Below are 26,285 nucleotides of genomic sequence, written 5' to 3'. Positions count from 1 at the left end.
GGGCCTTGGAGGGGCGACGAGCGGGCAAGTGCCGCATACGATGAAGCACATGGGTGATGCGCTGGCCGGAATTCATGCCACCTGGGAGTTCGACACCGACTCCGTGCTCATCCGCTTCGAACGGGGTATCCGTACGCCGAGGCTCCTCCAGAGCCTCCGTGAGCGCCGCGTCCCGCATGCGGCGCTGTCGTCGGTGACGCTGACCCCGGGCAAGCGGGGCACGGTGGTGCTGCGTGCGGTCCCGAGACCCGGTGCCGACCCGCTGCTGGAGGCGGCCGCCGGGCAGCTGAAGGACGGCTGCGATCCGTACCGCCTGGTGCTCCCCGCCGAACGCGAGACGCTCGCCGAGTACTACGCGGACGAGCTGCGCGCGCGGCTGGGCCCCGAGGCGGACGAGCCCGCCGACCGGTTCATGGTCGCGGCCCCCGAGGCCCCGATGCGCTTCAAGGCGTACGACGGCCGGGCCAGCTTCGACGGGGACCGGATCTCCTTCCGGTGGTTCTGGACGGGCGCCTCCTCGGAGAAGTGGAAGGCGGGCGACCAGACGTTCCCGGTCACGGAACTGAGCGGCGTCGAGTGGCGTTCGCCCGAGGCCTTCGAGGGCTATCTGCGGCTGGTGCCGCGTGGCCTGGAGTCCCTGGCCCCGGCCTCCGGCCCGGCAGCCTCCGGCCCGGGTGCGGGTCTGCTGACGAGCACCGCCCCGCATGCTCAGTCGATGGCGGAGCGTCCCGCCCGGGCGGACCAGGATCCGGCCGCGGTGATCTTCGGCCTCGGCTACGGCCCGGTGCACGAGTCGCTGCCCTTCGCCGCGTCCGTACTGGAGTCCGTCCGCAGGAAGCAGTCCGCGCCGGTCGCGCCCGCGTTGGTGGGCGCGGGGCGGCGGGATCCGGCGGACATCGCGGAGCGGATCCGCCACCTCGGGGAGCTGCACCAGGCCGGTCTGGTGACGGACGACGAGTTCAGCGCGAAGAAGGCCCAGCTGCTCGCCGAGCTGTGACGCGTGCGTACGGGGGCGGCCCGGGTCATACCCCCGTACGAGAACGGCCGCGGCGGACCGGAACCCCGGTATGACGCCGACGGGCGGCTTCGCTGCCTACCCTGATCAGGCCATGCCCCCTTCCTCCTCGCCCCCGTCATCGCCGCCGCCCGCTCCCCCGCAGCCGCCGGCGGACGGTCTGCTGAGCGCCGCCCGCCGCAATCTGCGCGAGACCGGCCACGCCCTGTCCCACCCCTCCCATCCCCCGACACCGCTCCTGGCCGGTGCGCCGAAGCAGTGGCAGCGGCTGCTGCCGTACGCCGCCGTCCTCGCGCTCGTCGCCATCTTCATCCCGGTCACGATCACCGTCCTGAACGACCCGTACGGCCTGAACGGCGGCACGGCGGGCGCGCTCGCCGTCGCGCAGGCCGGGCCCCTGCTGATGCTGGCGCACCGACCGCTGCAGGCCTGGTGGATCATCTTCCCGGCCCAGATCCTGGGTGCGGTCGTGCTGCTCGGGGTGGACGGCGGGCAGAGCAGCGCCTGGCCGTGGACACCGCCCGGCCTCGTCGGCTACCTCTTCCTGCTCCTGGCCCTGGGCCTGCGCGAGCGGCGGCGGACCCTGGTCGCCGTCTGGCTGGCGACCGGCGCCGCGGGGCTCGTCCTGTATCTGGTCTCCCCCCACCGCGGCACCGACAACTCGCTCCTGATGTTCATCCTCGGCGCCGTGGTGCTGGTGGTCGGCGCGACGGTACGGGAACGGGGCGACGCCCAGCGCCGGCTCGCCGAGCAGGAGACCATCAGCGAGGCCGAGCGGGCGCAGCGGACGCTGCTGGAGGAGCGGACCAGGATCGCCCGCGAGCTCCACGACGTGGTCGCGCACCACATGTCGGTGATCACGGTCCAGGCCGACTCCGCCCCGTACCGGCTGGAGGGGCTGTCGGACGAGGTGCGCGAGGAGTTCGGTTCGATCGCCGCGAGTGCGCGGGAGTCGCTCACGGAGATGCGGCGGCTGCTGGTGGTGCTGCGCAGCGAGGGCACGGAGGGCGAGCGGGCGCCCCAGCCGGGGCTGGACCGGGTGCAGCAGCTGGTGGAGGCGACGGTACGGGCCGGGCTGCCGGTCGAACTGTCGCTGCCCGCCGGGCTGGAGGGCGTCCCGCAGACGGTGGACCTGTCCGCGTACCGGATCGTGCAGGAGGCCCTGGCGAACGTGGTCCGGCACGCGCCGGGGGCCCGGACCCGGGTGTCGGTCAGCTCCGACGGCGCGCATCTGACGGTGCTGATCGTCAACGACTCGCCGGAGCCGACCGGTTCCTCCCTCGCTCCGCACACTCCGGTGGAGACGACGGGGACGGGACACGGGCTGATCGGCATGCGCGAACGCGTACGGTTGACCGGCGGAACGCTGGACACCGGGCCACTGCCGGACGGCGGCTTCCGGGTGGCCGCACGGCTTCCCCTGCCACCGGCCTCGGCAGCCCCTTCCCCGATCCTGAATCCGGAGGACTCTTGACCATCCGTGTGATCATCGTCGACGACCAGGCCATGGTGCGGGCGGGATTCGCGGCGCTGCTGGCGGCGCAGAGCGACATCGACGTGGTCGGCGAGGCGCCGGACGGCCGCCGGGGCGTCGACGTCAGCCGCCACACCCATCCGGACGTGGTTCTGATGGATGTGCGCATGCCCGAGATGGACGGTCTGGCTGCTGCCCGCGAGCTGCTGAACCCGCCGGTGGGTGTGGTGCACGTGCCGAAGGTGCTGATGCTGACCACCTTCGACGTGGACGACTACGTGTACGAGGCGCTGCGCGCCGGCGCGTCCGGCTTCCTCCTGAAGGACGCCCCTCCGGCGGACCTGATCTCGGCGGTCCGGGTGGTGGCGGCCGGCGACGCGCTGCTGGCACCGTCCGTAACGCGGCGCCTGATCGCGGACTTCGCCCGGCAGCGGCCGTCCGGGGCCGCCCGCAGCGGGCCCGCGCTGCGGCTGAACGGGCTGACCCCGCGCGAGACGGAGGTGCTGGAGCTGATAGCCCGGGGCCTGTCGAACCAGGAGATCGCGGGGCACCTGGTGCTGGCGGAGCAGACGGTGAAGACCCACATCGGGCGGGTGCTGGCCAAGCTGGACCTGCGCGACCGCGCCCAGGCGGTGATCTTCGCGTACGAGGCGGGGCTGGTGGTGCCGGGCACACCCGGCGACTGAGGGCAGCCCCTACGCCGTCCCTCGGAACATCCCTCCGCCCTCCCTCGGGACATCCCTCCGCCCTCCCTCGGGGCAGCCCCCCGTACTCCCCCTACCTCGGTATCACCCCGCACTTGGCCCCCCGGTGTGACGCCCCCGCACCCGTCGTCTTCCTACCTTCCTCTCCGACGCGCCGAACGGCGTGCGGGATCCGGTTCAGCCGGAGAGGGAGGGTCGGATGCGCCGCTATGCGAGGACCTTGGTCGCGGTCGCCCTGGCGACCACCGTCGTGTCGGGGACCGCCGGCTGGGCGTCGGGGAACGCCCAGCAGGCGCTGACGGGGCCGCCTCCCGGCACCGCCGCCTGGCGCTCGGATCACGTACTGGGGCAGGAGCTGCCCGATCCGGCACGGGACACGCCCGCCCAAGTGGCACGGTTCTTCGCCGGGTTGAGCGAGAAGGACCAGCAGTCCCTCGTCGCACGGCATCCGCTCGTCGTCGGAAACCTCGACGGCGCACCCGTCGAACTCCGATACCGGGCCAACGCGCTGGCGCTGAAGGCCGAGGACGACCCCCGGTACGCAAGCCTCGCCGCGGACCCGCACCGCCACATCCTCGCGTTCGACCCGCGCGGCCGCGGCCAGGTCGCCGAGGTCTTCGGGGACGTGACCACGGCGGACCGGGTGTCCGTCGTGGTACCGGGTTCGGACGTCGACGCCGGGACCTTCGACCGTACGAACGATGTGTACGGGACTCCGGCCGGCATGGCCAAGTCGCTGTACGCGGAGACCGGTCCGGGCAGCGCGGTGATCGCCTGGGCCGGGTACACCACGCCCGTCGGCGTCGGTGTGGACGCCGCGACCGGCTCGCTCGCCGAGGCCGGCGCGGACCGGCTGACCCGGTTCACGGACGGCCTCGCCGCGACCGGTGTGCCCGAGCCCACGGTGTTCTGCCACAGCTACGGCTCCGTCGTCTGCGGCCTCGCCGCGCCCCGGCTGCGCGCCACCGACCTGGTCGTCCTCGGCTCGCCCGGGATGCGCGCGGACGACGTCGACGATCTGCACACCGGCGCCCGGGTGTGGGCCGCGAAGGACCCCGACGACTGGATCGACAACGTACCCAACGTCGAGTTCGCGGGGCTGGGCCACGGCGCCGACCCGGCCTCCCCGGAGTTCGGCGCCCGCCGGGTGCCCGCCGCCGACGCCCACGGCCACACCGGGTACTTCGCCCCCGGCACCGAGTCCCTCAACGCCTTCGCCGCCATCGCGGAAGGCACCTACGCGGACGGGGATGCCCGATGAGCCCGCACGCCCTCGCCTCCCGTATCGAGGCCCGCACCCCCGCCCACCGCGACCGCGCCCTCGACGGGCTGCGCGCCCTGGCCCTGCTCGCCGTGCCCACCGGGCACTGGCTGCTCGGCGGATTCCGGCTCGACGGCGACGGGGCTCTGCACAACGCGAGCCCTCTCTCGGCCTTCGGCGCACTCGCCCCGTTCAGCTGGGTGCTCCAGATGCTGGGCGTCTTCTTCCTGGTCGGCGGGTACGCCTCGGTGCTCTCGTACCGCAGGAGGAAGTCCACGACGGGGGCCTGGCTGCGCGGCCGGATGGCCCGCCTCGGCCGGCCCGTGCTCGGGGTGACGGCCGTGTGGGCGGTGATGATCCCGGTCCTGCACGCGCTCGGGGTGCCGGGCGACACGCTGCGGACCGGGTCGACGCTGGTGATCCAGCCGCTCTGGTTCGTCGGTGTGTACGCGGTGGTCACCGCGCTGACGCCGTACTGCATCCGCATGGCCCGCAGACTCGGCGGCTGGGCTGCGGCCCCGCTGCTCGGCGCGGTCGCCGTCGTCGACCTGCTGCGTTACGGGCCGCTCGGTGACGCCATGCCTTCCTGGCTGAGCATGCTGAACATCGTTCCCGGCTGGCTCTTCGCGTACCAGCTCGGCGTCTCCTGGGGCGAGGGCCGGATCGGGAAGCGGGGCGCCCGGCTGCTGCTCGTCGGCGGTGGCGTGCTGTTCGCCGCGCTGCTGCTGCTCTTCCACTACCCGGCGTCGATGGTCGGGGTGCCGGGCGAGGCGCGCACCAACTCGCATCCCCCGTCGCTGCTGGTCCTCGCCCTGGGCGCCGCGCAGAGCGGTGCGGCGATCCTCCTGCGGGACCGGATCGGCCGGCTGCTGCGCAGGCCGCTGGTGTGGGCGCCGGTCGTCGTGATCAACCTGTCGGCGATGACGATCCTGTGCTGGCACCAGACGGCGATGCTCGCCGCGGCGGTCCCGGCGTCCTTCGCGGGCGCGGTGCCCGGACTGACGACCGGCCCGGACACGCTCGGCTGGATCCTGGCCCGGCTGGCCTGGATGCCGGTGTTCGCGGGGCTGCTGGTGCTGATCGCACGGTACGCACGCAGGTTCGAGGCGCCGTGGAAGGCAGGAACGCGCGCCGCGAACGCCCGCCGCGCGATGGCGGGGGTGCTCGCGGCGGGGTTCGCGGTGTTCGCGCTGGGACTGGCGTGAAGCCGACCCCGGACCCCTCCTACTCGCGGGCCGTGGCCGTCGAGCTCATGTCCGGGTAGCGGTCCCCCGCCACCTGGCCCGCGATGGGCTCCAGCAGCGCCAGCTCCTCGGCCGACAGCGTGAGCCGGGTCGCGCCGACGTTCTCCAGCAGCCGGCTGCTCTTGCGCGTGCCGGGGATCGGCACCACGGCGAGCCCGTGCACCTGCGCCCGCTGCTGCACCCAGGCGAGCGCCACCTGGGCCGCGGTGGCTCCGTGTGCGGCGGCGATCTTGTGGACCGGCTCCAGCAGCGCGGCGTTCGTCTTCGCGTTGTCGCCGTTGAAGCGCGGCTGGAACTGCCGGAAGTCGTTCTTCGCCAGCTCCTTGCCCGCGTCCGCGAACGCCCCGGTCAGGAAGCCCCGGCCGAGCGGCGAGTACGGCACGAGGGTCACGCCCAGCTCCACGGCCGCGGGTACGGCGCTGCGCTCGACGTCCCGGCTGAAGAGCGACCACTCGGACTGGAGGGCGGCGATCGGGTGCACGGCGTGCGCCTCGCGCAGCTCCGCACCGGTCACCTCGCTCAGCCCGAGCTGCTTGACCTTGCCCTGCCGCACCAGTTCGGCCATCGCGCCGACGGACTCGGCGAGCGGCACGGACGGGTCGCGGCGGTGCATGTAGTAGAGGTCGATGACGTCGGTGTTCAGCCGCCGCAGGCTGTTCTCGACCGCCTTGCGGATGTACGCGGGGTCGTTGTTCACGGCCCGGAAGTGCTGGTCGTCCTCGCGCCGCTCGATGGCGAACTTCGTGGCGAGGACGATCTCGTCCCGGTGCGCGCCGACGAAGGGTGCGATGAACGACTCGTTGGCGCCGAGGCCGTAGACGTCGGCGGTGTCGAAGAGCGTGACGCCGGCGGCGAGGGCCGTCTCCAGCGTTTCGCGGGCCGAAGCCTCATCGGTGTCACCGTAGAACTCGCTCATGCCCATGCAGCCGAGCCCCTGGACGCCGACCTGCGGGCCGCCCTTGCCGAGCTCCACGGTCGCGATCTTGTTGTCACTCATCAGGCACTGGGCCTTTCCGACGCCCGTGGGGCGCCTGCGTAGAGATCGATCTTGTAGTCGAGGACGGCAAGGGTGTCCTGGAGCTCCGCGATCCGCGTCCTCACGTCGCGGCGGGTCGCCTCCAGCAGTTCCTTGCGTTGCCCGAAGGTGTGCTCGCCCTCACGCACCAGCTCCGCGTAGCGGACCATGTCGGCGACCGGCATCCCGGTCAGCCGCAGCTTGCCGACGAAGGCGAGCCAGTCCAGGTCGGCGTTGGTGAAGCGGCGCTGGCCCGTGTGCGAACGGTCGACGTGCGACATCAGCCCGATCCGCTCGTACCAGCGCAGGGTGTGGGCGCTCAGCCCGGTGACGGCGGCCACCTCGCTGATCGTGTAGCGGTCGTGGCCCTCGGGACGTGGGTGGGCCCGGGGGGCCGATGCGCAGGTGTCCACCCCTGGTGAAGCGATCTCAGTCTCCGTCACCGTCATGCCCTCCACGCTAGAACCTTGGAGCGCACTCTAAGCAAGCACAATCGGATGCGAGTTTCGGCCGATGCCGCCGCACAGAACCCGGCGGCCCGCCACGCAGGAGCGAAGGCCCGCACACCCACGTCGTCGAGGACCGGGCGGTGGGCCGCTACGGCGGGAGAGCCGACTTTCCGGCGCCGTGGCTGCGGCGGCACGCGGCACAGGACAGGAGGCGCCCCAAAGGCTAAATCACGACCCTTTCTTCAGTGACCATCACTGCCACCGAGTTCCCGTCGATGAACCTGCCCTCGTCCGGGTTCACCAACTCCTTGTAATTCTTGGACGCGAAGAAGGCGTCGTGATCCGCCCAGTTTTCGAACCAGATTTCAGTGAGTCCGTCGTAGGGCGGACTCGGGTACCCTTCAGCCGGTATCGGGTGGGAGACGGCGTACTTCTTCACGTACTGACGCGCTTCCGGAATGGAGGTGAACAACGGGGCATGGTGGTCCCGGTGATGCTCGACGAATTCTCTGAAGGTCATCCCATCGATGCGATTGATCATGAAAGCGAACTTGATCACGGACTTCTCCCTTTCGTGCTCTCGCGGATACGAGAGATCGGCCACCGGATACCCCGGCAGCAGGTCGCGAGCGATGGCGTTAACCTAAACGCTCACATCGGTGTCAAGGGCAAGTCGCCGCGACTCGTTGCACACGAGGGGTTGAGATGCGGATCGGTGAACTGTCCGCCCGGACAGGAGCAAGCCGTCGATCGCTGCGCTACTACGAGCAGCAGGGTCTCCTGGTCAGCACGAGGTCCCCCAGCGGCCAGCGGTGCTACGACGACGAGCACGTCCAGCGGGTGGCGCTGATTCAGGTCTTCCTGGCCGCCGGAATGTCCAGCAGAACCATCGCCAGACTGGTTCCCTGCATGACGCAGCCCAGCATGGACAGCGCCCGGAATGCCTTGACGGCAATGGACGAGGAGCGAATCCGCCTTTCATCCACCATCGACAGCCTGGCAGCCGCCAGGGAAGCACTTGATCACCTGATTGACGTCAACCGGACATTCCTGGCGCACGTGGCGGATGACTCGGCCCCGGACAGGGTGAATCCACATTCTGATTTCCCTCCGGCGAGACACTCCGATGCGGCTCACGCCCAAGAGCTTTCCCTGGCTGATATTTTCCGCGATCCGCTGAGCTGAAGTCTGCGAAAGGTCGCCGGGTAGTCCTTCCGGCGCCGCCATGCACGACAGTCACGGACCGGAGTCGAGCTTTGGTCGCCACCGCTGGGTCGTCGAGCGGACGGTGTCCCGGCCGGACGGCAACGCCTGCACCGCCGCTACGCACGCAAGCCCGAGCACTTCCCTGCCTTCGTCGGGATTGCGGCTCTGCGCACCTGCCTCCGTCGGCCGGCACCCACCACCAGGAGAAGCGACTTCTCACCCGCACTCCCACAGTCCTGCGTGACTCATACCGAAACGATCAGTTGGTTAGTCTCGTAGGTATGCAGAGCCTGGCGATGATCGAGAACTGGCCCGTCCCCACCGCGGCAGCAGCCGTCGTACGAGCGGACGGGACGGTCGTCGGTACGCACGGCCCGACCGCGCACCGCTTCCCGCTCGCCTCCGTCACCAAGCCTCTCGCGGCCTACGCGGCTCTGGTGGCGTACGAGGAGGGCGCGGTCGAGCTCGACGAGCCGGCCGGCCCCGAGGGATCCACGGTCCGGCACCTGCTCGCCCACACCAGCGGCCTCGCGTTCGACGAGCACCGGGTGACCGCCCCGCCCGGCACCCGGCGGCTGTACTCCAACGCGGGCTTCGAGGTCCTCGGCGACCACATCGCGAAGGCCACCGACATTCCGTTCCCCGAGTACCTGCGCCAGGCGGTGCTGGAGCCGCTGCGCATGACCGCGACCACGCTGGACGGCTCGCCCGCCCGCGACGGCGTCTCGACCGTCGACGACCTGGTGCGGTTCGCGGCGGAGGTCCAGGCGCCCCGGCTCCTGGACCCGCGCACGGTGCTGGAGGCGCAGAGCGTCGTCCACCCCGGGCTGAAGGGCGTCCTGCCGGGCTACGGCCACCAGAACCCCAACGACTGGGGCCTCGGCTTCGAGATCCGGGACCACAAGTCGCCGCACTGGACGGGCTCTTCGTCCTCCCCCGCGACCTTCGGGCACTTCGGCCAGTCGGGCACGTTCCTCTGGATCGACCCGGTGGCGGGCGCAGCCTGCGTGGCGCTCACCGACCGGCCCTTCGGCCCGTGGGCGGCCGAGGTGTGGTCCCCGTTCACGGACGCGGTACTGGCGGAACTGACTGCGTAACCGGGTCGGCGGCGGCCAGGCACTCGAACCACACCGCCTTGCCGCTGCCGTCGCGCCGCGTCTCCACACCCCACTTGTCCGTGACGGCGTCCACCAGGAGCAGCCCCCGCCCGCCTTCGTCGAGCGCATCACCGTCGACCACGACGGGCAGCATCGGACAGCCGTCCGCCACTTCCACGCGCACGCCCTCGCCGCCGGGGAGCCGGAAGATGAAGGTCTGGCACCGGCGGCCCGGGACATGCCGGACGACGTTGGCGATCAGCTCGGTGAGCGCGAGTTCCGCGGCGTCGGCCACGACTGCCAGGCCCCACCCCTTGAGGTAGAGGCGCAGGATGCGCCGCAGGTGCCGTGCCGAGTGCTCGCCCATGGCGAAGTCGGCGCGGTAGACGGGCTCTTCGGACTCGGCCCGGGGAGCAATTACGTGATTCATGTCACCATCGTGCGACCAGGTGACTACGCTCGGCTACGTACCGAAACGAACGCCGCGAGGCGTTGCACACCGGAGGTCCGCGCCGTGGCCAACATCCAGACGCTCGACCCCAGCGCCTCCCCGCTCGACTACTACGGCTGGGAACTACGCCGTCTGCGCGAAGCCGCCGGCCTGAACCAGGCCCAGTTGGGCGAGATCATCTTCTGTACGGGCTCACTGATCGGCCAGATCGAGACGACGAGGAAGCTGCCCACCCGGGACTTCTCCGAACGCGTCGACGCCGCGCTGGGTACGGACGGGACGTTCTCCCGGCTGATGGGTTTGGTCCTGCGCAGCCAGCTGCCGACGTGGTTCCAGCCGTACGCGGAGATGGAGGCTAAGGCCGCGTACATCTCGACGTACCAAGCGCAGTTGGTCTACGGGCTGTTGCAGACGGAGGAGTATGCGCGGGCCCTTCTCGGCGTCGACTACCCGGACAAGATCGACGAAATGGCGGCCGCTCGGCTGGACCGGCAGCGGATTCTGGGGCGGGAGAATCCACCCGCGCTGTGGATCGTCATGAGCGAGGCCGCGCTGCTCCAGGAGGTCGGCGGGCGTGACGTCATGCGTGAGCAACTTGGGCGGCTGTTGGATTTCCGCAACGACCCCTGGGTACAGGTCCAGGTGCTGCCATTCGATGTCGGGCAACACACCGGAATGATGGGGTCGTTCAACCTCCTGCGGTTCGAGGACGACCCGGACCTTTTCTACGTGGAGAGTTACGACCAGGGCCATATGACCGCCAACCCGTCCGTGATCAAGGAGCGTTCGGTCGGCTACGCTCGGCTGCAAGCCACGGCCCTCTCCCCTGAGGACTCGGCGACGCTGATCGCTCGTGTGATGGAGGAACGCTATGGAAACCAGTCATGAGTCGGCAGGGGCGCGCTGGCGGAAGTCGTCATATAGCGGAACGAACGGCGGCGACTGCGTCGAGTGCACCGTGACCGGCGGCGCCGCCTGGCGGAAGTCGTCGTACAGCGGCAACACGGGTGGCGAATGCGTGGAGGTGGCGACCGGCTGCGCCGCCTCCGTCCCCGTCCGCGACAGCAAGAACCCGACCGGTCCCGTCGTCGTCGTCGGGGCCGGCGCCTGGCAGGGCTTCGTGGACAGCCTTCACGTGAAGTGATCCGACCGGGTTCATCTCGGTGCGGACGTCCGGGGCCCCTCAAGACCACATGGGCTCAGCGGGAACCTTGGGCCGGTTGCCGGACACGTACAGGGCATGGAACTGAACGACGCTGATCCCGCCGTCCCGGTCGGAGGGATATCCGACCGGGAGCTGTGGGCGAGGGCCGTCGATGGCGACCGGGAGGCGTTCGGCCGGATCTTCGACCGTCATGGGAAGACCGTCTACAACCATCTGTTCCGACGGACGGCCGACTGGTCCGAGGCTGAAGACCTCACGTCGACCGTTTTCCTGCATGCCTGGCGTCGACGATCCGAGACGGTACTGGACCGCGAGTCGGCCTTGCCGTGGTTGCTGGGCATCGCCGACCACCTGCTGTCGAACACCAGGCGGCGGCTGAGGCGGGCCGAGGCGTTGCTGCGTCGGCTCGTCTCGCATGACGAGTCCGTCGTCGACCACGCCGACCACGTCGTCGTCATGGTCGACGACGAGCGTCGCATGTCGGAGATCCACCGGGCGCTGGCGCGGCTGCCGCGCCACGAACGCGAGGTCGTCGAGCTCTGCGTGTGGTCGGGCCTGGATCAGCAGGCTGCCGCGGCCGCGCTGGGGGTGGCGGTCGGGACCGTGAAGTCCAGACTGCACCGGGCACGGCGGAGGCTGGGGGCCGACCTCGTCGACGGAGCCACGGTTACGGCGTCATTCAGTTCCAGTAACCCTGTCCACGCGAAGGAGGTCGCACGATGAATGACACGCAGGGCATTCCTGCGGCTCCTTCCGATCGTGATCTGCCGAATCACCGGCGGACTCGTGAGGAGCTACTGATGAACATCGATCCCGAGGACAACCGCGCTTCGCTGCAACGCAGGTGGGGCGTACCGCTGGGTGTCGCCGCAGGGGTCGCGGCGGTGAGCGTCGCGGCCGTGGCCGCCTTCGGCGGAGCGGGGGACGCCGAGCCGGTTCTCGCCGGTCCCGCCGGAAACCCGACGGGCGCCGCCGCGTCACCGAGTGCGGGGGCCACGCACGGCTCCACGTCGGGCGGAGCCGGCGAGGCCCCCGTGACCACCACTCCGGACGCCTTCACCATCACCAGCGGGAAGACGACCCCGATCGACGCGGGGACCGTCACCAGGATCCTGTCGTCCTGCCTGGGCTCCGACGCGTCGCGGTACCACTCGGTGATCGCGGTCCGCACTCCCGTCGCCTCGAAGGACTGGGACGGCGTGGTCGTCGCCGTCGACTCCGCCGGCCAGTACGTGCAGTGCGAGTCGAAGGGCGACAAGGGCAACAGCCCGGACTCCCCGCCCACGTTCATCAACAACCGCCTGTGGGGCACCGGTCGCACGATCGCCTATTTCGACTCCCTCGGCATGCCTGCCGGCAAGGGGAAGTACCTCATGCTGGGCGCCGGGCACCACGCGTCCAACGTGGCCAGGATCGCGATCAGTTACGGCGACGACCCGAAGCAGTACCCGGCGGTCATGGCAGGCGGCGCGTTCGTCTACGCGGCAGCCCTGTCCGGCGACACCTCCGACCCGGACTATGCGGGCCCGAACCCCTACGTCCATGCCTATGACGCATCCGGCAAGGAGATCTACAACCAGGCGAAGGACCCGCAGTTCGCCGGCTAGCAGTAGGCCGGCCCTTTCACCTGCTCCACGGGTGCCCCGGCGATGTGCCGGGGCACCCACTGGCCTGGCCGGCTTTTGCTCTGTCTGCCGTTGCTTCTGATGCCACTGCTCGGAGGACCCTCTGTCGCGCTGAACCGGCGATGCCCCGGGCGAATATCAGGCGTGACCGATCCCGGTCGGTCCTGCCTCCGCACAACGGAAGCCGGTCAGGCCCGAGAGGCGTAACGCCCCAGGCTCTTTCCCGGCCGGTCCGCAGAGGAGACGCTTTCTCTCCATCGCCTGATCACATACGGCGGCTGGTCCTGAAAGGCTCATCATGCGACTCACCAAGCGGCGCTGTGCCGCGCTCGCCTCGGTCCTCCTCGGCACCGCTCTCGGCGTCACCCCGCTGACCACGGCCGACGCCGCTGCTGTCGCGATGACTCTGCGCACCTCCGGCACCATCGACACGGTCGGCACCCCCGAGGACATCGACATCACCCTCACCACGCCGCCCACCGCCGACAGCTTCGTCGAGCTCGATCTGGACACCGAGAACGCGGCCCACCTGACCGTCACCGACGACACCGGGGCCGTCCTGGCTCATGAGCCCGTGTACGCCTCCGACTCCCTGGCCACCTTCCGCTTCGGCGAGGAGGACAGCGACCACGACGGCATACCCGGTGCCACCCTCACCCCTGGCTCGCTGCACGTGCGGGTCACGGCAGACGGACATGTCGGAACCGGTCTCGACATCAACGCCTATTACATCGACGGTGCCAAGGGCAACCGCATACCGATCAATCCCGCCCATGCCCTGACACACATCAAGCAGCCGTACCTCAGTCCGTTCTGGAGCCAATCCCGCGGGTCCACGGTCTCCGTCGGGATGGCCGACCCCGCCGAGTGCCGCCTGGACACTCTCATGCAGTTGCGGACCCCGCCGGCCTCCACCCGCACCCGGCTGACGTTCACCGCACGGCAGATCGCCAAGGGCGGGTACACCGCCGCCCAACTGGCCCGCGACGTGCACATTCAGCACTCCGGCGACGGAGTCACCTACACCGAACGCCCTTGGACCATCGGCGCAGACGGCTCCCTCAGCCTGGACGTCTCCGAGCACGCCTGGGCGGCAGGCACCGTCAAGACGAGCGACTACCTGCGCGTCACGGCGGTCCGGGGACTGCCCATCGGGTATCTCAAGGGCGCCTTCCTGACCTTTGCCCCGGACGGAACCCAGCTCAGCCAGGAGCCCCAGACCCTCGAGTTCATCGACCAGGCGGCGTTCTACGGCCGCGACGGTTCAGGAATCCTCTGGCAGTACCAGTCCGACGGCTCCCGCTCCTCCGCCACCCCCACCGCACGCGCCAGGATCGGCGGCGGCTGGAACGCGTACAACGCCCTCACCAAGCTCTCCACCCTCAAGGCCGACGGCACCGGCGATCTCGTCGCACGCGACAAGGCCGGCGTCCTCTGGCTCTATCAGGCCACCGGTAAGACCAGCTCGCCCTTCTCCGCCCGCAGCAAGGTCGGGGGCGGCTGGAACACCTACACCCAGCTCGCCGGGCCCGGCGACCTCACCGGAGACGGCAAGGCCGACCTGCTCGCCCGCGACAGTGGCGGCGTCCTCTGGCTCTACCCCGGCACCGGCACCGCCGGCGCCCCCTTCGCCGCCCGGACCCGCGTGGGCGGCGGCTGGAACGCGTACACGCACCTCGTCAGCACCGGCGACCTCACGAACGACGGTGTCAGCGACCTGCTCGCCACCGACGCCGGCGGCGCCCTGTGGTTCTACCGCGGCACCGGCGACGCCGACGTCCCCTTCGCCGCCCGGACCCAGATCGGCAAGGGCTGGACCGTCTACAACACCCTTACCTGATCCGGGTCCGTCTCCTCAGACCGTCGACACCCGGCCCGCGTACCGCTGGGTCCAGCCGGTGCCGGTGTCGGCGGTGAGCACCACGTCGTAGTAGCCGTGCTCGGTGGGCCAGTGCACGACGGTGGAGTGACCGCCGGGGACGGTGTACTTGCGGGTGCCGCCGACGTAGTCGTTGGCCTTCAGGGTGTAACGGACGGGGTGCTTACCGTCGTTGTGCAGCCTCAGCCTGACCATGGCGCGCCTGCCCTTCTCCAGCTCCGCCTCGACGCGCGGAATGCCGATGCGCTTCGTGCTCTCGCTCGCGGGGATCACCTGTCCGGCGAAGGAGCGCAGGAAGCCGTCGGGGCCGTAGACCGAGAAGGCGTACTTGCCGTCGGTCGCGTTCGCGTCCCAGGTGTACGAGCGGGGGGCCGACTCGCTGACCGTGTACGGGCTGTTGGCGAACGGGAGGTACTGGTCCGGGAAGACCTGGAGGCTCACCGCCTTGCCCGCCGGGCCGCCGGTCAGCGTCATGGACGCGGTCACCGTGCCGGCGGAGCGGTCCTCGGTGAACGTGGCGTGCGGGTGGAAGGAGAGGCCGCGCGGCTCCATCCGGTCGCGCGGCGGCTTCGGCGGGGTGCCGGTGACCGGGTCGGCGATGACGACCGGACCCGGGCGCGGGTGCGCGAAGTCGATCGCGCTGGTCAGGTCGCCGGCGATGGCGCGGCGCCATCCGGTGATGTTCGGGCAGGTGAACGGCTTGCCCAGGTGGGCGGCCCAGGTCTCCAGGAACGTGACCGTCGACGTGTGGTCGAACACCTCCGACGCGACGTAACCGCCCCGGGTCCACGGCGAGACCAGCACCATCGGCACCCTGGGGCCGAACCCGTACGGAGTGGTGCCGGAGAACTCGCCGGGCGTGCCCTCCTCCGGGCGCGGAGGCAGGACGTGGTCGAACTTTCCGTCGTTCTCGTCGTAGGTGATGATCACCAGGGTGTGGTTCCAGATGTCCTCGTTGCTCTGGAGCGTCTTGAGGATCTTGTTCATGTAGCGCTCGCCGTGCACCGTGTCGAAGCCCGGGTGCTCGCTCCACGCGGCGGGCATCACCACCCAGGAAACCTCGGGGAGAGGGTGCTCGGCCCCCGGTTCGCAGGCCGCGATCAGGTCGCGGAGGACGGCGTCGAGGTTCGCCTCGGAGTCGTCGTTCGGCGTGGTGGCACCCTCGTAGACGAAGGAGTTGGCCTTCCAGATCTTGCCCGTGCCCGGCGCGAGGTCCGCCTCGTCCGCCGTACGGGGGTCGAAGGAGGCGAAGCTGTTGGTGACGTTGCAGCCGTACTCGCCTACGAAGCCGTTCTGGAGGCTTCCGCCGACGCCGTTGCCGCTGTTGTCGGAGTAGACCCGCCAGTCGATGCCGGCCTGCTGGAGCTGCTCGGGGACCGTCGTCCAGGTGCGGCTGTAGTTGTTCTGCTTGGCGTTGGTGGTCTCGCCGCCGCCCGAACCGGTCATCAGGTAGTAGCGGTTCGGGATGGTCGGCCCGTGCAGCGAACAGAAGTTCATGTCGCAGACGGTGTACTGGGATGCCAGGGAGTACATCCAGGGCATGTAGTCGGGCGTGTAGTACCACATGCAGTGGTCGCCCTTGTCCTTCACCCAGGTGTCCCACCGCCCGCCGTTGGCACCGTAGAAGTTGTGCTTGTCGCTCCAGGTGGCGGTCGAGACGGCGGGCGTCACGATGGCGCCGGTGGCGTCGCGTTGCTGGAAGACGTCGGTGCCGTCCTGGAATCTCAGGACCTGTTTGTCGTCGTGTCCGCGTACGCCGCGCAGCTGACCGAGGTAGTGGTCGAAGGACCGGTTCTCCTGCATCAGGATCACCACGTGCTTGAGATCGGAGATGTCGCCGTTGTAGCCCTTGGGCAGGATGTATTCGGCCGCACTGGCCTGCGCCCCGCCGACCGCTTCGGCGACCGGGCCGGCGGCGATCGCACCGAGGGTGACGGCGGCGGTCTGGAGCATCCGGCGGCGGGTGATGCGGATGTCGACACACGGGGACTCGATGGTGTGGAGAGTCATCAGGGGGACCTCTGGGGGGGAGAGAGTGATTCAGGGGGTGAACGTCGGCGCGTGCCTGCGAAAACTAGGCCGCCGGGGCGAACGGCGGGCAAAGCATGGACGTACTCCTGAGACACCGGCAGAGATGATCCTTCGCCTTTCCGCCGGGTGGGGAAGTCACCGGGGCCAACATGCCAACAGGCAGTGCCCATCCGGTAGTCGAAGGTCACGAATGGCCGATACTCTCCCCGGCCATGACCGACATAGTCCGTGCCTCCGCCTCCGACGTCCCGGCGCTCGCCGCCGTCCTCGCCAGCGCCTACGCCGAGGACCCCGTGTGGTCATGGCTGATGCCGCACGACCGGGACCGGCGGCTGCGGCTCCTGTTCACCGCACACCTCGCCCAGCAGGTCCCTGCGGGCCGGGTGTGGACGGACGAGGACCGTACGGTGGCGGCGGTGTGGGCGGAGCCCGGGCAGTGGAAGCTGCCGGTGAGCTACCTACTGCGCAACGCGGGCACACTGCTGCGGGCTGGGCGCACCCAACTACCGAGAACCGGGATGCGGTTGCTCGCCCTGGAGCACCGGCATCCGGTCGACCCCGCGCACTGGTACGTCGAGTACATCGGCACCCACGCGGACGCGCGCGGGACGGGGCGCGGCTCGCAGGTGCTGGGCGGGCTGCTGGAGCAGGCGGACGCGGACGGGGGGCGTCCGGTGTTCCTGGAGTCGAGCAACTCCCGCAATCTGACGTTCTACGAGCGGCACGGTTTCGCCGTGCACGAGGAGATGACCTTCCGGTCCGGGCCGCCGATGTGGTCGATGTGGCGGCGGGAGAATCCTTAGGGCCCGCCCGGCAGCTCCCACATCAGCACCTCGGACGACGCTCCGCCCGCGACCAGCTCAAGGCCCTCCTCCCCGGCGATCCGGGCCGCGTCCCCCGCCGCCAGCCCCTCGTCGCCGATCCGTACGTCCCCGGCCACCACGTGCACGTACACCCGTGGCGCGTCCGGCACCGCCGTGCGCTCGCCCTCGGCCAGCCGGCGGACGTGGAGCATCGCGCCGGCTTCCGGCAGGGCGTACGGGGTGGAGTCGGCGATGCCGGGGACGGTGGTGTACGTGGGGTCGCCGCCCGGCTCCAAGGGGGCGAGCCACATCTGGAGGAACGTCAGCGGCGTTTCGCCGTCGTTGCGTTCGACGTGGCGGACGCCGGAGGCCGCGCTGAGGTGCTGGACGTCCCCGGGTCGTACGACCGTGGCGTGACCGGCCGAATCGCGGTGGGTCAGCTCGCCCTCCACGACCCAGGTGACGATCTCGGTATGGCTGTGCGGGTGCTCCTCGAAGCCCGCGCCCGGGGCGAGGCGCTCCTCGTTGCAGGCCAGGATCGGGCCGAAGCGGAGGTTGTCGGGGTCGTAGAAGGTGCCGAAGGAGAAGGAGTGCCGGGAGTCGATGCCGGCCGCCCCGTCCCCACCCCTGAAGCGGTCGCCCGAGCGACGTACGGAAATCACCCGCCCAACGGTAGCCCTCCCCGGCCGGGCAGGCGGTCCTATAAGAATTCACACGAAGTAACGTGATCTCGCGCGCCCGCCCGAGCAGGACACGGGGCAGGCCGTGGCCGTCTGCCCGGCTATACGACCCGCCAACGGCCCCGCCCCTTCGGGCACCCGTCCGGATAAGGCAGTCTTGTCCCCGTGCCCCGACCCGATCCTGAGCAGCCCGCTGACAACGCCGCCCATCTGCATGCCGCGACCCTGAAGCGACTGGAGCAGTCCTCCGGCCGGCTGGCCGCGAACGCGATCGCCCGCATGGACGAGTCGTTGCCCTGGTACCGGGCGATGCCCCCGGAGAACCGGTCGTGGATCGGCCTGGTGGCCCAGGCCGGCATCGCCGCGTTCACCGAGTGGTTCCGGCATCCGGAGACCCCACAGGCGATCTCGACCGATGTCTTCGGTACGGCTCCGCGCGAGCTGACCCGGGCGATCACGCTGCGGCAGACCGTCGAGATGGTGCGGACGACCATCGAGGTCATGGAGGCGGCGATCGACGAAGTCGCCGCGCCCGGCGACGAGTCGGTGCTGCGCGAGGCGCTGCTCGTGTACGCCCGGGAGATCGCCTTCGCGACCGCCCAGGTGTACGCGCAGGCCGCCGAGGCCCGCGGTGCGTGGGACGCCCGCCTGGAATCGCTCGTGGTCAACGCGGTGCTGTCCGGGGAGGCCGACGAGGGCGCCGTGTCCCGGGCCGCCGCGCTCGGGTGGAACTCCCCCGAGCATGTGTGCGTGCTGCTCGGTACGGCCCCGGACGGCGACAGCGAGCTGACCGTGGAGGCGATCCGCCGGGCCGCGCGCCACGCCAAGCTCCAGGTCCTGACCGGGGTGCTGGGCAACCGCCTGGTCGTGATCGCCGGCGGCAGCGACAACCCGCTCCAGGTCGCGAAGGCGCTGATCGGCCCGTACGCGGCGGGTCCGGTCGTCGCCGGACCCGTGGTGCCGGACCTGCTGGCGGCCACCCGGTCCGCGCAGGCGGCGGCCGCCGGGCTCAAGGCGTGCAGTGCCTGGCAGGACGCCCCGCGGCCGGTCCTCGCGGACGATCTGCTGCCGGAGCGCGCGATGGCGGGCGACCCGGCCGCGCGGGACCAGTTGGTGGAGGAGATCTACAGACCACTCGAAGAAGCAGGTTCTGCACTCCTGGAAACGCTGAGTGTGTATCTGGAACAGGCGAGCAGTCTCGAGGGCGCCGCCAGGATGCTCTTCGTCCACCCCAACACCGTGCGCTACCGGCTCCGACGTGTGACAGACGTCACCGGATGGTCGCCGTCCGATGTCCGTTCGGCGTTCACCCTGCGGATCGCCCTGATCCTCGGGCGTCTGGCCGACAGAGATCTCCAGTCCTAGACTTTTGTCGGACATCAACAATTCCCCCTACGGTTCTTCGTCCCTGTCCCCACGGGTGTTCCGGACCGTTCACAAGAGAGAGTGTGAGGGTGCTCGTACTCGTCGCTCCCGGCCAAGGCGCTCAGACGCCCGGCTTCCTGACTCCCTGGCTCGACCTCCCCGGTGCCACCGACCGCATCGCGGCCTGGTCCGACGCCGTCGAGCTCGACCTTGCCCACTACGGCACGAAGGCCGACGCGGAGGAGATCCGTGACACCGCGGTGGCTCAGCCGCTGCTGGTCGCCGCCGGTCTGCTCTCCGCCGCCGCGCTCGACGCCTCACCAGCCGTCGTCGCAGGTCACAGCGTGGGTGAAATCACCGCAGCCGCTCTCGCCGGGGTCATCGGCGACGAGGCCGCGCTGCGTTTCGTACGGACCCGTGGGCTCGGCATGGCCGAGGCCGCAGCGGTCACCGAGACCGGCATGGCCGCGCTGCTCGGCGGTGACCCCGAGGTCACCGTCGCGCACCTGGAGAAGCTCGGTCTGACGCCGGCGAACGTCAACGGGGGCGGCCAGATCGTCGCCGCCGGCACCGCCACGCAGATCGCCGCGCTCACCGAGGACAAGCCCGAGGGCGTACGCCGGGTGGTCCCGCTCAAGGTCGCCGGCGCGTTCCACACGCACCACATGGCTCCCGCGGTCGAGCATCTCCGTGAGGCCGCCACGGCCCTGAAGGTCTCCGACCCGGCCGTGACATATGTCTCGAACGCCGACGGGAAGACCGTCGCCACCGGCGCGGAGGTCATCTCCCGGCTGGTCGGCCAGGTCGCCAACCCGGTCCGCTGGGACCTGTGCATGGAGACGTTCAAGGCGCTGGGCGTCACCGCGATCGTCGAGGCCTGCCCCGGCGGCACGCTGACAGGTCTGGCCAAGCGCGCACTGCCCGGCGTGCAGACCCTCGCGCTCAAGACCCCCGACGACCTCGACGCGGCCCGCGCGCTCATCGCTGAGCACGCGGGCGCCTAAGGAGCCCGAGAGCATGTCGAAGATCAAGCCCAGCCAGGGCGCCCCGTACGCACGGATCATGGGTGTGGGCGGCTACCGCCCGACCCGTGTCGTGCCCAACGAGGTGATCCTCGAGACGATCGACTCGTCCGACGAGTGGATCCGCTCCCGGTCCGGCATCGCCACCCGCCACTGGGCCTCCGACCAGGAGACCGTGGCCGCGATGTCCGTCGAGGCGTCCGGCAAGGCCATCGCCGACGCCGGGATCACGCCGGAGCAGATCGGCGCGGTCATCGTCTCCACCGTCTCGCACTTCAAGCAGACCCCGGCCATCGCGACCGAGATCGCCCACAAGGTCGGTGCGGGCAAGCCCGCCGCCTTCGACATCTCGGCCGGCTGCGCGGGCTTCGGCTACGGCCTGACGCTCGCCAAGGGCATGATCGTCGAGGGCTCGGCCGAGTACGTGCTCGTCATCGGCGTGGAGCGGCTGAGCGACCTCACCGACCTGAGCGACCGCGCGACGGCGTTCCTCTTCGGCGACGGCGCCGGTGCGGTCATCGTCGGCCCCTCCAAGGTGCCCGCCATAGGCCCCACGGTCTGGGGCTCCGAGGGCGACAAGTCCGAGACGATCAAGCAGACCGTGGCGTGGGACACCTTCCACGCCGACCGTCCGGAGAAGTTCCCCGCCATCACGCAGGAGGGCCAGGCGGTCTTCCGCTGGGCCGTCTTCGAGATGGCGAAGGTCGCCCAGCAGGCGCTGGAGGCGGCCGGGATCGCTCCGGAAGACCTGGACGTCTTCATCCCGCACCAGGCCAACATGCGGATCATCGACTCGATGGTGAAGACCCTGAAGCTGCCGGAGCACGTCACGGTCGCCCGTGACGTGGAGACCACCGGCAACACCTCCGCCGCCTCGATTCCGCTCGCAATGGAGCGGCTCCTGGCGACCGGTCAGGCGAAGAGCGGCGACACCGCGCTCGTCATCGGCTTCGGGGCGGGTCTCGTCTACGCCGCGACGGTCGTTACCCTCCCCTAGGAGGGAGCTGAGGATCGTGGCTGGGCTCGCGACGCCTGGTACGCGCATCTGCGGCGTTGCCCAACCGCCCGCATAGCTCCGCTATGAGGACGATTCGGCGCCTTGCAGCTGCACGCACCAGCCGCCGCTCCCTGATCCAGCCAAGATCCTCAGCACCCTCCTTGACACACCGGGTCTTTATCGCCCGGACGCCCGAACCCAGCAGATATACACCGAAGGAGCGCCAACATGGCCGCCACTCAGGAAGAGATCGTCACCGGTCTCGCCGAGATCGTCAACGAGATCGCCGGTATCCCGGTCGAGGACGTCCAGCTGGACAAGTCCTTCACCGACGACCTGGACGTCGACTCGCTGTCCATGGTCGAGGTCGTCGTCGCCGCCGAGGAGCGCTTCGACGTCAAGATCCCCGACGAGGACGTCAAGAACCTCAAGACGGTCGGCGACGCAGCCGACTACATCCTCAAGCACCAGGGCTGATCCCAGCCCGGCTGTGTCGCCACCCGGCGGTGGCGCCGCTGATTCACGACCCTCTACACGTGGAGAAGATTTTCCAGTGAGCTCGACCAATCGCACCGTGGTCGTCACCGGTATCGGCGCAACCACTCCGCTGGGTGGCGATTCCGCATCGACCTGGGAAGGTCTGATGGCCGGCCGTTCCGGCGTCAAGCCTCTCGAGGGCGAACGTTTCGCCGAACTGCCTGTCCGGATCGCGGCCCTCGCGGCCGTCGACCCCGGCGACGTCCTGCCCCGACCGCTCGCCCGCAAGCTGGACCGCTCGGCGCAGTTCGCGCTGATCGCGTCCCGCGAGGCATGGGCGGACGCGGGCTTCACCGCCCCGGCGGGTGAGGACGAGAAGATCCGCCCCGAGCGGCTGGGGACGGTCATCGCCTCCGGCATCGGCGGCGTGATCACCCTGCTCGACCAGTACGACGTGCTGAAGGAGAAGGGCGTACGCCGCGTCTCCCCGCACACCGTGCCCATGCTCATGCCGAACGGCCCGGCCGCCAACGTCGGGATCGAGGTGAACGCCCAGGCGGGCGTCCACACCCCGGTCTCCGCCTGTGCGTCGGGTGCCGAGGCCATCGGGTACGCCGTCGAGATGATCCGCACCGGCCGTGCCGACGTGGTCCTCGCCGGTGGCACCGAGGCGGCGATCCACCCGCTGCCGATCGCCGCGTTCGCCAACATGATGGCGATGTCCAAGAGCAACGACGAGCCCGAGAAGGCCTCGCGTCCGTACGACACCGGCCGGGACGGCTTCGTCCTCGGCGAGGGTGCCGGCGTCGTCGTCCTGGAGTCCGCGGAGCACGCCGCCGCGCGTGGCGCCCGGGTCTACTGCGAGGTGCTGGGCCAGGGGCTGTCCGCGGACGCCCACCACATCGCCCAGCCCGAGCCGACCGGGCGCGGCATCGCCACGGCGATGCAGAACCTGCTGGACCAGACGGACCTCAAGCCGTCCGAGGTCGTGCACCTCAACGCGCACGCGACGTCCACGCCGCAGGGCGACATCGCGGAGCTGAAGGCACTGCGCAAGGTCCTGGGCGACGACCTGGACCATGTCGCGATCTCCGCGACGAAGTCGATGACGGGTCACCTGCTCGGTGGCGCGGGCGGGATCGAGACCGTGGCGACGGTGCTGGCCCTGCACCACCGGATGGCTCCGCCGACCATCAACGTCGAGCACCTCGACGAGGCGGTCGAGGCGGACATCGTGCGGGACGCTCCGCGGCCGCTGCCGGAGGGGCCGATCGCGGCGATCAACAACTCGTTCGGGTTCGGCGGGCACAACGTGGTGCTGGCGTTCCGTAGCGTGTGATTTTGCCCCGAAAGTCTGAAGCCCGTCCCCTCGCGCGAGGGGGCGGGCTTCAGACTTTCGGGGGCTCCGCCCCCGGACCCCCGCTCCTCAATCGCCGGAGAGGCTTTAAATGCCCCGGGCGGGGTCACACCACCTGGTGGAGCCACCGCACCGGTGCGCCCTCGCCCGCGTGGCGGAAGGACTCCAGTTCGTCGTCCCACGGCTTGCCCAGGAGCTTGGCGATCTCGGCCTCCAGGTCCGTCTCCCCGCTCAGCGACCGCGCCAGCGCGGCCCGCAGCCGGTCCTCGGGAACCAGGATGTCGCCGTGCATGCCGGTGACGGCGTGGAAGATGCCGAGCCCGGGCGTGGAGCTGTAGCGCTCGCCCTCCGCGGTCGGCGAGGGTTCCGCCGTCACCTCGAAGCGCAGCAGATCCCAGCCGCGCAGCGCGGAGGCAAGCTTCGACGCCGTGCCCGGGCGGGCCTGCCAGGAGAATTCGGAACGCCAGGTGCCGGGCGCGGCCGGCTGTCTGATCCAGTCGAGCTGGACCCGCACACCGAGTACGCCCCCCACCGCCCATTCGACGTGGGGGCAGAGCGCGCGCGGGGCTGAGTGGACGTACAGGACTCCACGTGTCGTCACCGGGACCTCCAGTGTGGGACGAGGTTCGCCTTCCCCAGCGGCCTCGCGCCGTACCACCTCTTACCGGCCGGTTCCCGAGGCTGCCGTCAGTAAACAGTATCGGGAGTTAATATCCGCATAAGGGAGGGTATGTGACGTGATGTGATGTTCGAGAGCCACCCGAGTGGAGCCGGGCGGCCGGAAAGCCACTGGTTCGACGTGGAAAAGCTACCGTGCGGCGGCGTCCGAGGTGTGACGTACCGTCGGTCCTGGGCCCAGGATTCGCTCAGCATTCACCCGGCAGGGCGCGCGGGCCCGCCGACCGGTGCCGCACAGGTGTGCCGGTGGCATGGGACAGGAGGGACGAGGACAATGCCGGATCGCTCCGTACGGCACCGCTCGCGGACCGCACTGGCCGCGCTGGCCGCCGTGACGTTCCTCGGCACGGCCGTCCTGACGGGCTGTGACTCCGGGGCTGACGGGACGACGAAGGGCGCGAAGGCCGATACGGGCCGGCCGGCGGCCGGGCCGGTCTGGGACCGCAGTCCGGAGTCGGTCGCCGCGGTCGGGGACTCCATCACCCGCGGCTTCGACGCCTGTTCGGTGCTGGCCGACTGCCCCGAGGCCTCCTGGGCGACCGGCACGGACAGCTCTGTGCGCAGTCTGGCGGTACGCCTCCTCGGCGCGTCGGGCGCGGCCGCCCACAGCTGGAACCACGCCGAGACGGGGGCCAGGATCGCCCAGTTGCCGGAGCAGATGGCACTGGCCGCGAAGGAGGACCCGGATCTGGTGACGGTGATGATCGGCGCCAATGACGCCTGCCGGGACTCGGTGCGGGTCATGACGCCCGTGGCGGACTTCCGGACGTCGTTCGAGGCCTCGCTGCGTCAGCTGCGCAGCGCGGCGCCGAAGGCGCAGGTGTACGTGTCGAGCGTGCCGGACCTCAAGCGGCTCTGGTCGACGGGTCGGGGCAATCAGCTCGGCAAGCAGATCTGGAAGCTGGGCATCTGCAAGTCGATGCTGGGTGACGCGGACAACATGAACGCCTCGGCGGTGGCCCGGCGCACGGCGGTGCAGGACCGCGTCGTCGCGTACAACGAGGTGCTGCGCGAGGTGTGCGCGAAGGATCGGCGCTGCCGCTACGACGGCGGGGCGGTGTTCGACTACCGGTTCACCGGCAAGCAGCTCAGCCAGTGGGACTGGTTCCATCCGGGGATCAACGGGCAGGCCAGGCTGGCCGAGATCGCCTACCGCAACGTCACGGCGGCCCGGCCGCCCGCGTAAGGCTAAAGTTCCCGATCATGGACACGGGTTCGAACACAGTGGCGCGTACGGAACACTTCGGCACCCTCGGGGACGGCACCGCCGTGGACCGCTGGACGCTGGAGCGCGGTGGCACGCGGGTACGGGTGCTGACGTACGGCGCCGTCGTGCAGGGCGTCGAGGTGCCGGACCGGGACGGTGCGCGGGCCGGGGTGGCGCTCGGGCTGCCGGATCTCGCCTCGTACCAGCAGTACACCGGGCCGTACTTCGGCGCACTGGTCGGACGGTATGCGAACCGGATCGGCGGGGCGGCGTTCGTCCTCGACGGGCAGACGTACCCCGTCACGCGCAACGAGGGCCGCAACCATGTGCACGGCGGGGCCATCGGCTTCGACAAGCGGGTGTGGGACGCCCGCGGGATCGCGGACGGGGTGGAGCTGTCCCTGGTCGCGGCGGACGGCGAGGAGGGCTTCCCCGGGCGGCTGGAACTCTCGGTGGCCTACACCCTGGACGAGGACGGGGCGCTGCGGATCGCGTACCGGGCGACGACGGACGCGCCGACCGTGCTGAACCTGACGAACCACACGTACTGGAACCTGGCGGGCGCCGACTCCGGCAGCGCGCTGGGCCAGCGGCTGCGCATCGCGGCCGGGCGGATCACCCCGGTGGACGCCGAGTCGCTGCCGACGGGTGAGTTCCTGCCGGTGGACGGGACCCGGTTCGACTTCAGGGAGCCGCAGCCGGTCTCCAAGGAGTACGACCACAACTTCGTGCTCGACGAGGGCGTGACGGGCCCGGTCGCCGAGCTGTACGACGAGGTGTCGGGGCGCGTGCTGACCGTCACGACGACGGAGCCGGGCATGCAGCTGTACACGGCGGACCACTTCGACGGGCGGCCGTTCGGCCCGTGTGCCGGGATCGCCCTGGAGACCCAGCACTTCCCGGACTCGCCGAACCGGCCGGAGTTCCCGAGCACGGTGCTGCGGCCCGGCGAGGAGTACATGTCGACCACGGTGTATGGATTCTCGCAGCGCTGACCTGCGAGAACGCCGGTATTACAAGATCGTTGAGCGGCACCTGCGGGTGATTCCGGATGATCTACGCGCGTCCGGGTAATGCGCCCCT

26 protein-coding genes and 2 pseudogenes are annotated in these 26,285 nt (G+C 70.3%); 21 read left to right on the top strand and 7 right to left on the bottom strand.

What is annotated here, in order from left to right:
• Positions 1–49: 49 nt before the first annotated feature.
• The 5 genes from ACIBJG_RS05675 (at position 50) to ACIBJG_RS05655 (ending at position 5,659) form a co-directional block, all read left to right on the top strand.
• Positions 50–997: a DUF4429 domain-containing protein gene (locus ACIBJG_RS05675; RefSeq protein WP_399304238.1), complete on the top strand. Its 948-nt coding sequence runs from the start codon at positions 50–52 to the stop codon at positions 995–997.
• A 112-nt stretch (positions 998–1,109) separates the two neighbouring features.
• Entirely contained in the window at positions 1,110–2,489 is a 1,380-nt protein-coding gene (locus ACIBJG_RS05670; protein WP_399304236.1) for a sensor histidine kinase, read from the top strand.
• Complete coding sequence (locus ACIBJG_RS05665) at positions 2,486–3,175, top strand: response regulator (RefSeq protein ID WP_399304234.1); 690 nt, start codon at positions 2,486–2,488, stop codon at positions 3,173–3,175. The genes ACIBJG_RS05670 and ACIBJG_RS05665 overlap by 4 nt, the downstream gene beginning before the upstream one ends.
• Before the next feature lie 217 nt (positions 3,176–3,392).
• A complete protein-coding gene (locus ACIBJG_RS05660; protein WP_399304232.1) occupies positions 3,393–4,454 on the top strand; it encodes an alpha/beta hydrolase in 1,062 nt (353 codons plus the stop codon).
• Positions 4,451–5,659 (top strand): acyltransferase, encoded by a 1,209-nt coding sequence (locus ACIBJG_RS05655; protein ID WP_399304230.1) that lies wholly within the window; start codon positions 4,451–4,453, stop codon positions 5,657–5,659. Before ACIBJG_RS05660 ends, ACIBJG_RS05655 begins: the two co-directional genes overlap by 4 nt.
• Before the next feature lie 19 nt (positions 5,660–5,678).
• On the opposite strand, the gene ACIBJG_RS05650 is transcribed toward ACIBJG_RS05655, so the two are convergent.
• From ACIBJG_RS05650 to ACIBJG_RS05640, 3 genes are all read right to left on the bottom strand, one after another.
• The gene (locus tag ACIBJG_RS05650) at positions 5,679–6,695 is read right to left on the bottom strand and encodes an aldo/keto reductase (RefSeq protein WP_399304228.1); all 1,017 of its coding nucleotides are present in this window, start codon (positions 6,693–6,695) and stop codon (positions 5,679–5,681) included.
• The gene (locus ACIBJG_RS05645) at positions 6,695–7,162 is read right to left on the bottom strand and encodes a MerR family transcriptional regulator (RefSeq protein WP_399304226.1); all 468 of its coding nucleotides are present in this window, start codon (positions 7,160–7,162) and stop codon (positions 6,695–6,697) included. The genes ACIBJG_RS05650 and ACIBJG_RS05645 overlap by 1 nt, the downstream gene beginning before the upstream one ends.
• A gap of 223 nt (positions 7,163–7,385) precedes the next feature.
• Positions 7,386–7,721 carry an EthD domain-containing protein gene (locus ACIBJG_RS05640; RefSeq protein ID WP_399304224.1) on the bottom strand — a complete coding sequence of 112 codons (336 nt, stop codon included), beginning with the start codon at positions 7,719–7,721 and terminating at the stop codon, positions 7,386–7,388.
• Positions 7,722–7,867: 146 nt separating this feature from the next.
• Here ACIBJG_RS05640 and ACIBJG_RS05635 point away from each other — a divergent pair.
• The 3 genes and pseudogenes from ACIBJG_RS05635 to ACIBJG_RS05625 form a co-directional block, all read left to right on the top strand.
• Positions 7,868–8,233, top strand: a pseudogene (locus tag ACIBJG_RS05635) (MerR family transcriptional regulator); the annotation flags it as partial.
• Positions 8,234–8,402: 169 nt separating this feature from the next.
• Positions 8,403–8,554 (top strand): annotated as a pseudogene (locus ACIBJG_RS05630) (IS5/IS1182 family transposase); the annotation flags it as partial.
• 95 nt (positions 8,555–8,649) lie between these two features.
• Positions 8,650–9,465, top strand: a complete 816-nt coding sequence (locus tag ACIBJG_RS05625; protein ID WP_399304222.1) for a serine hydrolase domain-containing protein — start codon at positions 8,650–8,652, stop codon at positions 9,463–9,465.
• Here ACIBJG_RS05625 and ACIBJG_RS05620 read toward each other — a convergent pair.
• The gene (locus ACIBJG_RS05620) at positions 9,431–9,895 is read right to left on the bottom strand and encodes an ATP-binding protein (protein ID WP_399304220.1); all 465 of its coding nucleotides are present in this window, start codon (positions 9,893–9,895) and stop codon (positions 9,431–9,433) included. The two genes, ACIBJG_RS05625 and ACIBJG_RS05620, sit on opposite strands and share 35 nt — an antisense overlap.
• An 84-nt stretch (positions 9,896–9,979) precedes the next feature.
• On the opposite strand from ACIBJG_RS05620, the gene ACIBJG_RS05615 reads away from it, so the two are divergent.
• The 5 genes from ACIBJG_RS05615 (at position 9,980) to ACIBJG_RS05595 (ending at position 14,546) form a co-directional block, all read left to right on the top strand.
• Positions 9,980–10,804 (top strand): helix-turn-helix domain-containing protein, encoded by an 825-nt coding sequence (locus ACIBJG_RS05615; protein ID WP_399304218.1) that lies wholly within the window; start codon positions 9,980–9,982, stop codon positions 10,802–10,804.
• Positions 10,788–11,060 (top strand): DUF397 domain-containing protein, encoded by a 273-nt coding sequence (locus ACIBJG_RS05610; RefSeq protein ID WP_399304216.1) that lies wholly within the window; start codon positions 10,788–10,790, stop codon positions 11,058–11,060. Before ACIBJG_RS05615 ends, ACIBJG_RS05610 begins: the two co-directional genes overlap by 17 nt.
• 96 nt (positions 11,061–11,156) lie before the next feature.
• Positions 11,157–11,804, top strand: a complete 648-nt coding sequence (locus ACIBJG_RS05605) for an RNA polymerase sigma factor (protein ID WP_363078526.1) — start codon at positions 11,157–11,159, stop codon at positions 11,802–11,804.
• A gap of 77 nt (positions 11,805–11,881) precedes the next feature.
• Positions 11,882–12,688: a hypothetical protein gene (locus tag ACIBJG_RS05600; RefSeq protein ID WP_399304214.1), complete on the top strand. Its 807-nt coding sequence runs from the start codon at positions 11,882–11,884 to the stop codon at positions 12,686–12,688.
• A gap of 316 nt (positions 12,689–13,004) precedes the next feature.
• Positions 13,005–14,546, top strand: a complete 1,542-nt coding sequence (locus ACIBJG_RS05595) for an FG-GAP repeat domain-containing protein (protein ID WP_399304212.1) — start codon at positions 13,005–13,007, stop codon at positions 14,544–14,546.
• Between the two features lie 15 nt (positions 14,547–14,561).
• On the opposite strand, the gene ACIBJG_RS05590 is transcribed toward ACIBJG_RS05595, so the two are convergent.
• On the bottom strand, positions 14,562–16,595 hold the full coding sequence (locus ACIBJG_RS05590; protein ID WP_399304210.1) for an alkaline phosphatase family protein: 2,034 nt from the start codon (positions 16,593–16,595) through the stop codon (positions 14,562–14,564).
• Positions 16,596–16,828: 233 nt separating this feature from the next.
• On the opposite strand from ACIBJG_RS05590, the gene ACIBJG_RS05585 reads away from it, so the two are divergent.
• Complete coding sequence (locus tag ACIBJG_RS05585; RefSeq protein ID WP_399304208.1) at positions 16,829–17,419, top strand: GNAT family N-acetyltransferase; 591 nt, start codon at positions 16,829–16,831, stop codon at positions 17,417–17,419.
• On the opposite strand, the gene ACIBJG_RS05580 is transcribed toward ACIBJG_RS05585, so the two are convergent.
• Complete coding sequence (locus ACIBJG_RS05580; RefSeq protein ID WP_399304206.1) at positions 17,416–18,081, bottom strand: pirin family protein; 666 nt, start codon at positions 18,079–18,081, stop codon at positions 17,416–17,418. The two genes, ACIBJG_RS05585 and ACIBJG_RS05580, sit on opposite strands and share 4 nt — an antisense overlap.
• Positions 18,082–18,264: 183 nt before the next feature.
• Between ACIBJG_RS05580 and ACIBJG_RS05575 the strand changes: the two genes are divergently transcribed.
• The 5 genes from ACIBJG_RS05575 to fabF all read left to right on the top strand — a co-directional run bounded on the left by ACIBJG_RS05575 (position 18,265) and on the right by fabF (position 23,299).
• A complete protein-coding gene (locus ACIBJG_RS05575; RefSeq protein WP_399304204.1) occupies positions 18,265–19,464 on the top strand; it encodes a PucR family transcriptional regulator in 1,200 nt (399 codons plus the stop codon).
• 89 nt (positions 19,465–19,553) lie between these two features.
• The gene (locus tag ACIBJG_RS05570; protein WP_399304202.1) at positions 19,554–20,468 is read left to right on the top strand and encodes an ACP S-malonyltransferase; all 915 of its coding nucleotides are present in this window, start codon (positions 19,554–19,556) and stop codon (positions 20,466–20,468) included.
• Between the two features lie 13 nt (positions 20,469–20,481).
• Positions 20,482–21,483 carry a ketoacyl-ACP synthase III gene (locus ACIBJG_RS05565; RefSeq protein ID WP_399304200.1) on the top strand — a complete coding sequence of 334 codons (1,002 nt, stop codon included), beginning with the start codon at positions 20,482–20,484 and terminating at the stop codon, positions 21,481–21,483.
• Positions 21,484–21,711: 228 nt separating this feature from the next.
• Positions 21,712–21,960: an acyl carrier protein gene (locus tag ACIBJG_RS05560; RefSeq protein WP_014045780.1), complete on the top strand. Its 249-nt coding sequence runs from the start codon at positions 21,712–21,714 to the stop codon at positions 21,958–21,960.
• A 76-nt stretch (positions 21,961–22,036) separates the two neighbouring features.
• On the top strand, positions 22,037–23,299 hold the full coding sequence (fabF, locus tag ACIBJG_RS05555; protein ID WP_399304198.1) for a beta-ketoacyl-ACP synthase II: 1,263 nt from the start codon (positions 22,037–22,039) through the stop codon (positions 23,297–23,299).
• A 124-nt stretch (positions 23,300–23,423) separates the two neighbouring features.
• Here the strand turns inward: fabF and ACIBJG_RS05550 are convergent, their stop codons facing one another.
• Entirely contained in the window at positions 23,424–23,918 is a 495-nt protein-coding gene (locus tag ACIBJG_RS05550) for a DUF3145 domain-containing protein (RefSeq protein ID WP_399304196.1), read from the bottom strand.
• Between the two features lie 351 nt (positions 23,919–24,269).
• On the opposite strand from ACIBJG_RS05550, the gene ACIBJG_RS05545 reads away from it, so the two are divergent.
• Together ACIBJG_RS05545 and ACIBJG_RS05540 are read left to right on the top strand one after the other, a co-directional pair.
• A complete protein-coding gene (locus ACIBJG_RS05545; protein ID WP_399304194.1) occupies positions 24,270–25,181 on the top strand; it encodes an SGNH/GDSL hydrolase family protein in 912 nt (303 codons plus the stop codon).
• Between the two features lie 17 nt (positions 25,182–25,198).
• Positions 25,199–26,197, top strand: coding sequence for an aldose epimerase family protein (locus ACIBJG_RS05540; protein WP_399304192.1), 999 nt, complete (start codon positions 25,199–25,201; stop codon positions 26,195–26,197).
• The last annotated feature ends 88 nt before the right edge of the window (positions 26,198–26,285 follow it).

It is taken from the genome of Streptomyces sp. NPDC050422 (assembly GCF_044458665.1).
GTDB lineage: Bacteria > Actinomycetota > Actinomycetes > Streptomycetales > Streptomycetaceae > Streptomyces.
This window is presented reverse-complemented; position numbering and strand designations above follow the sequence as displayed.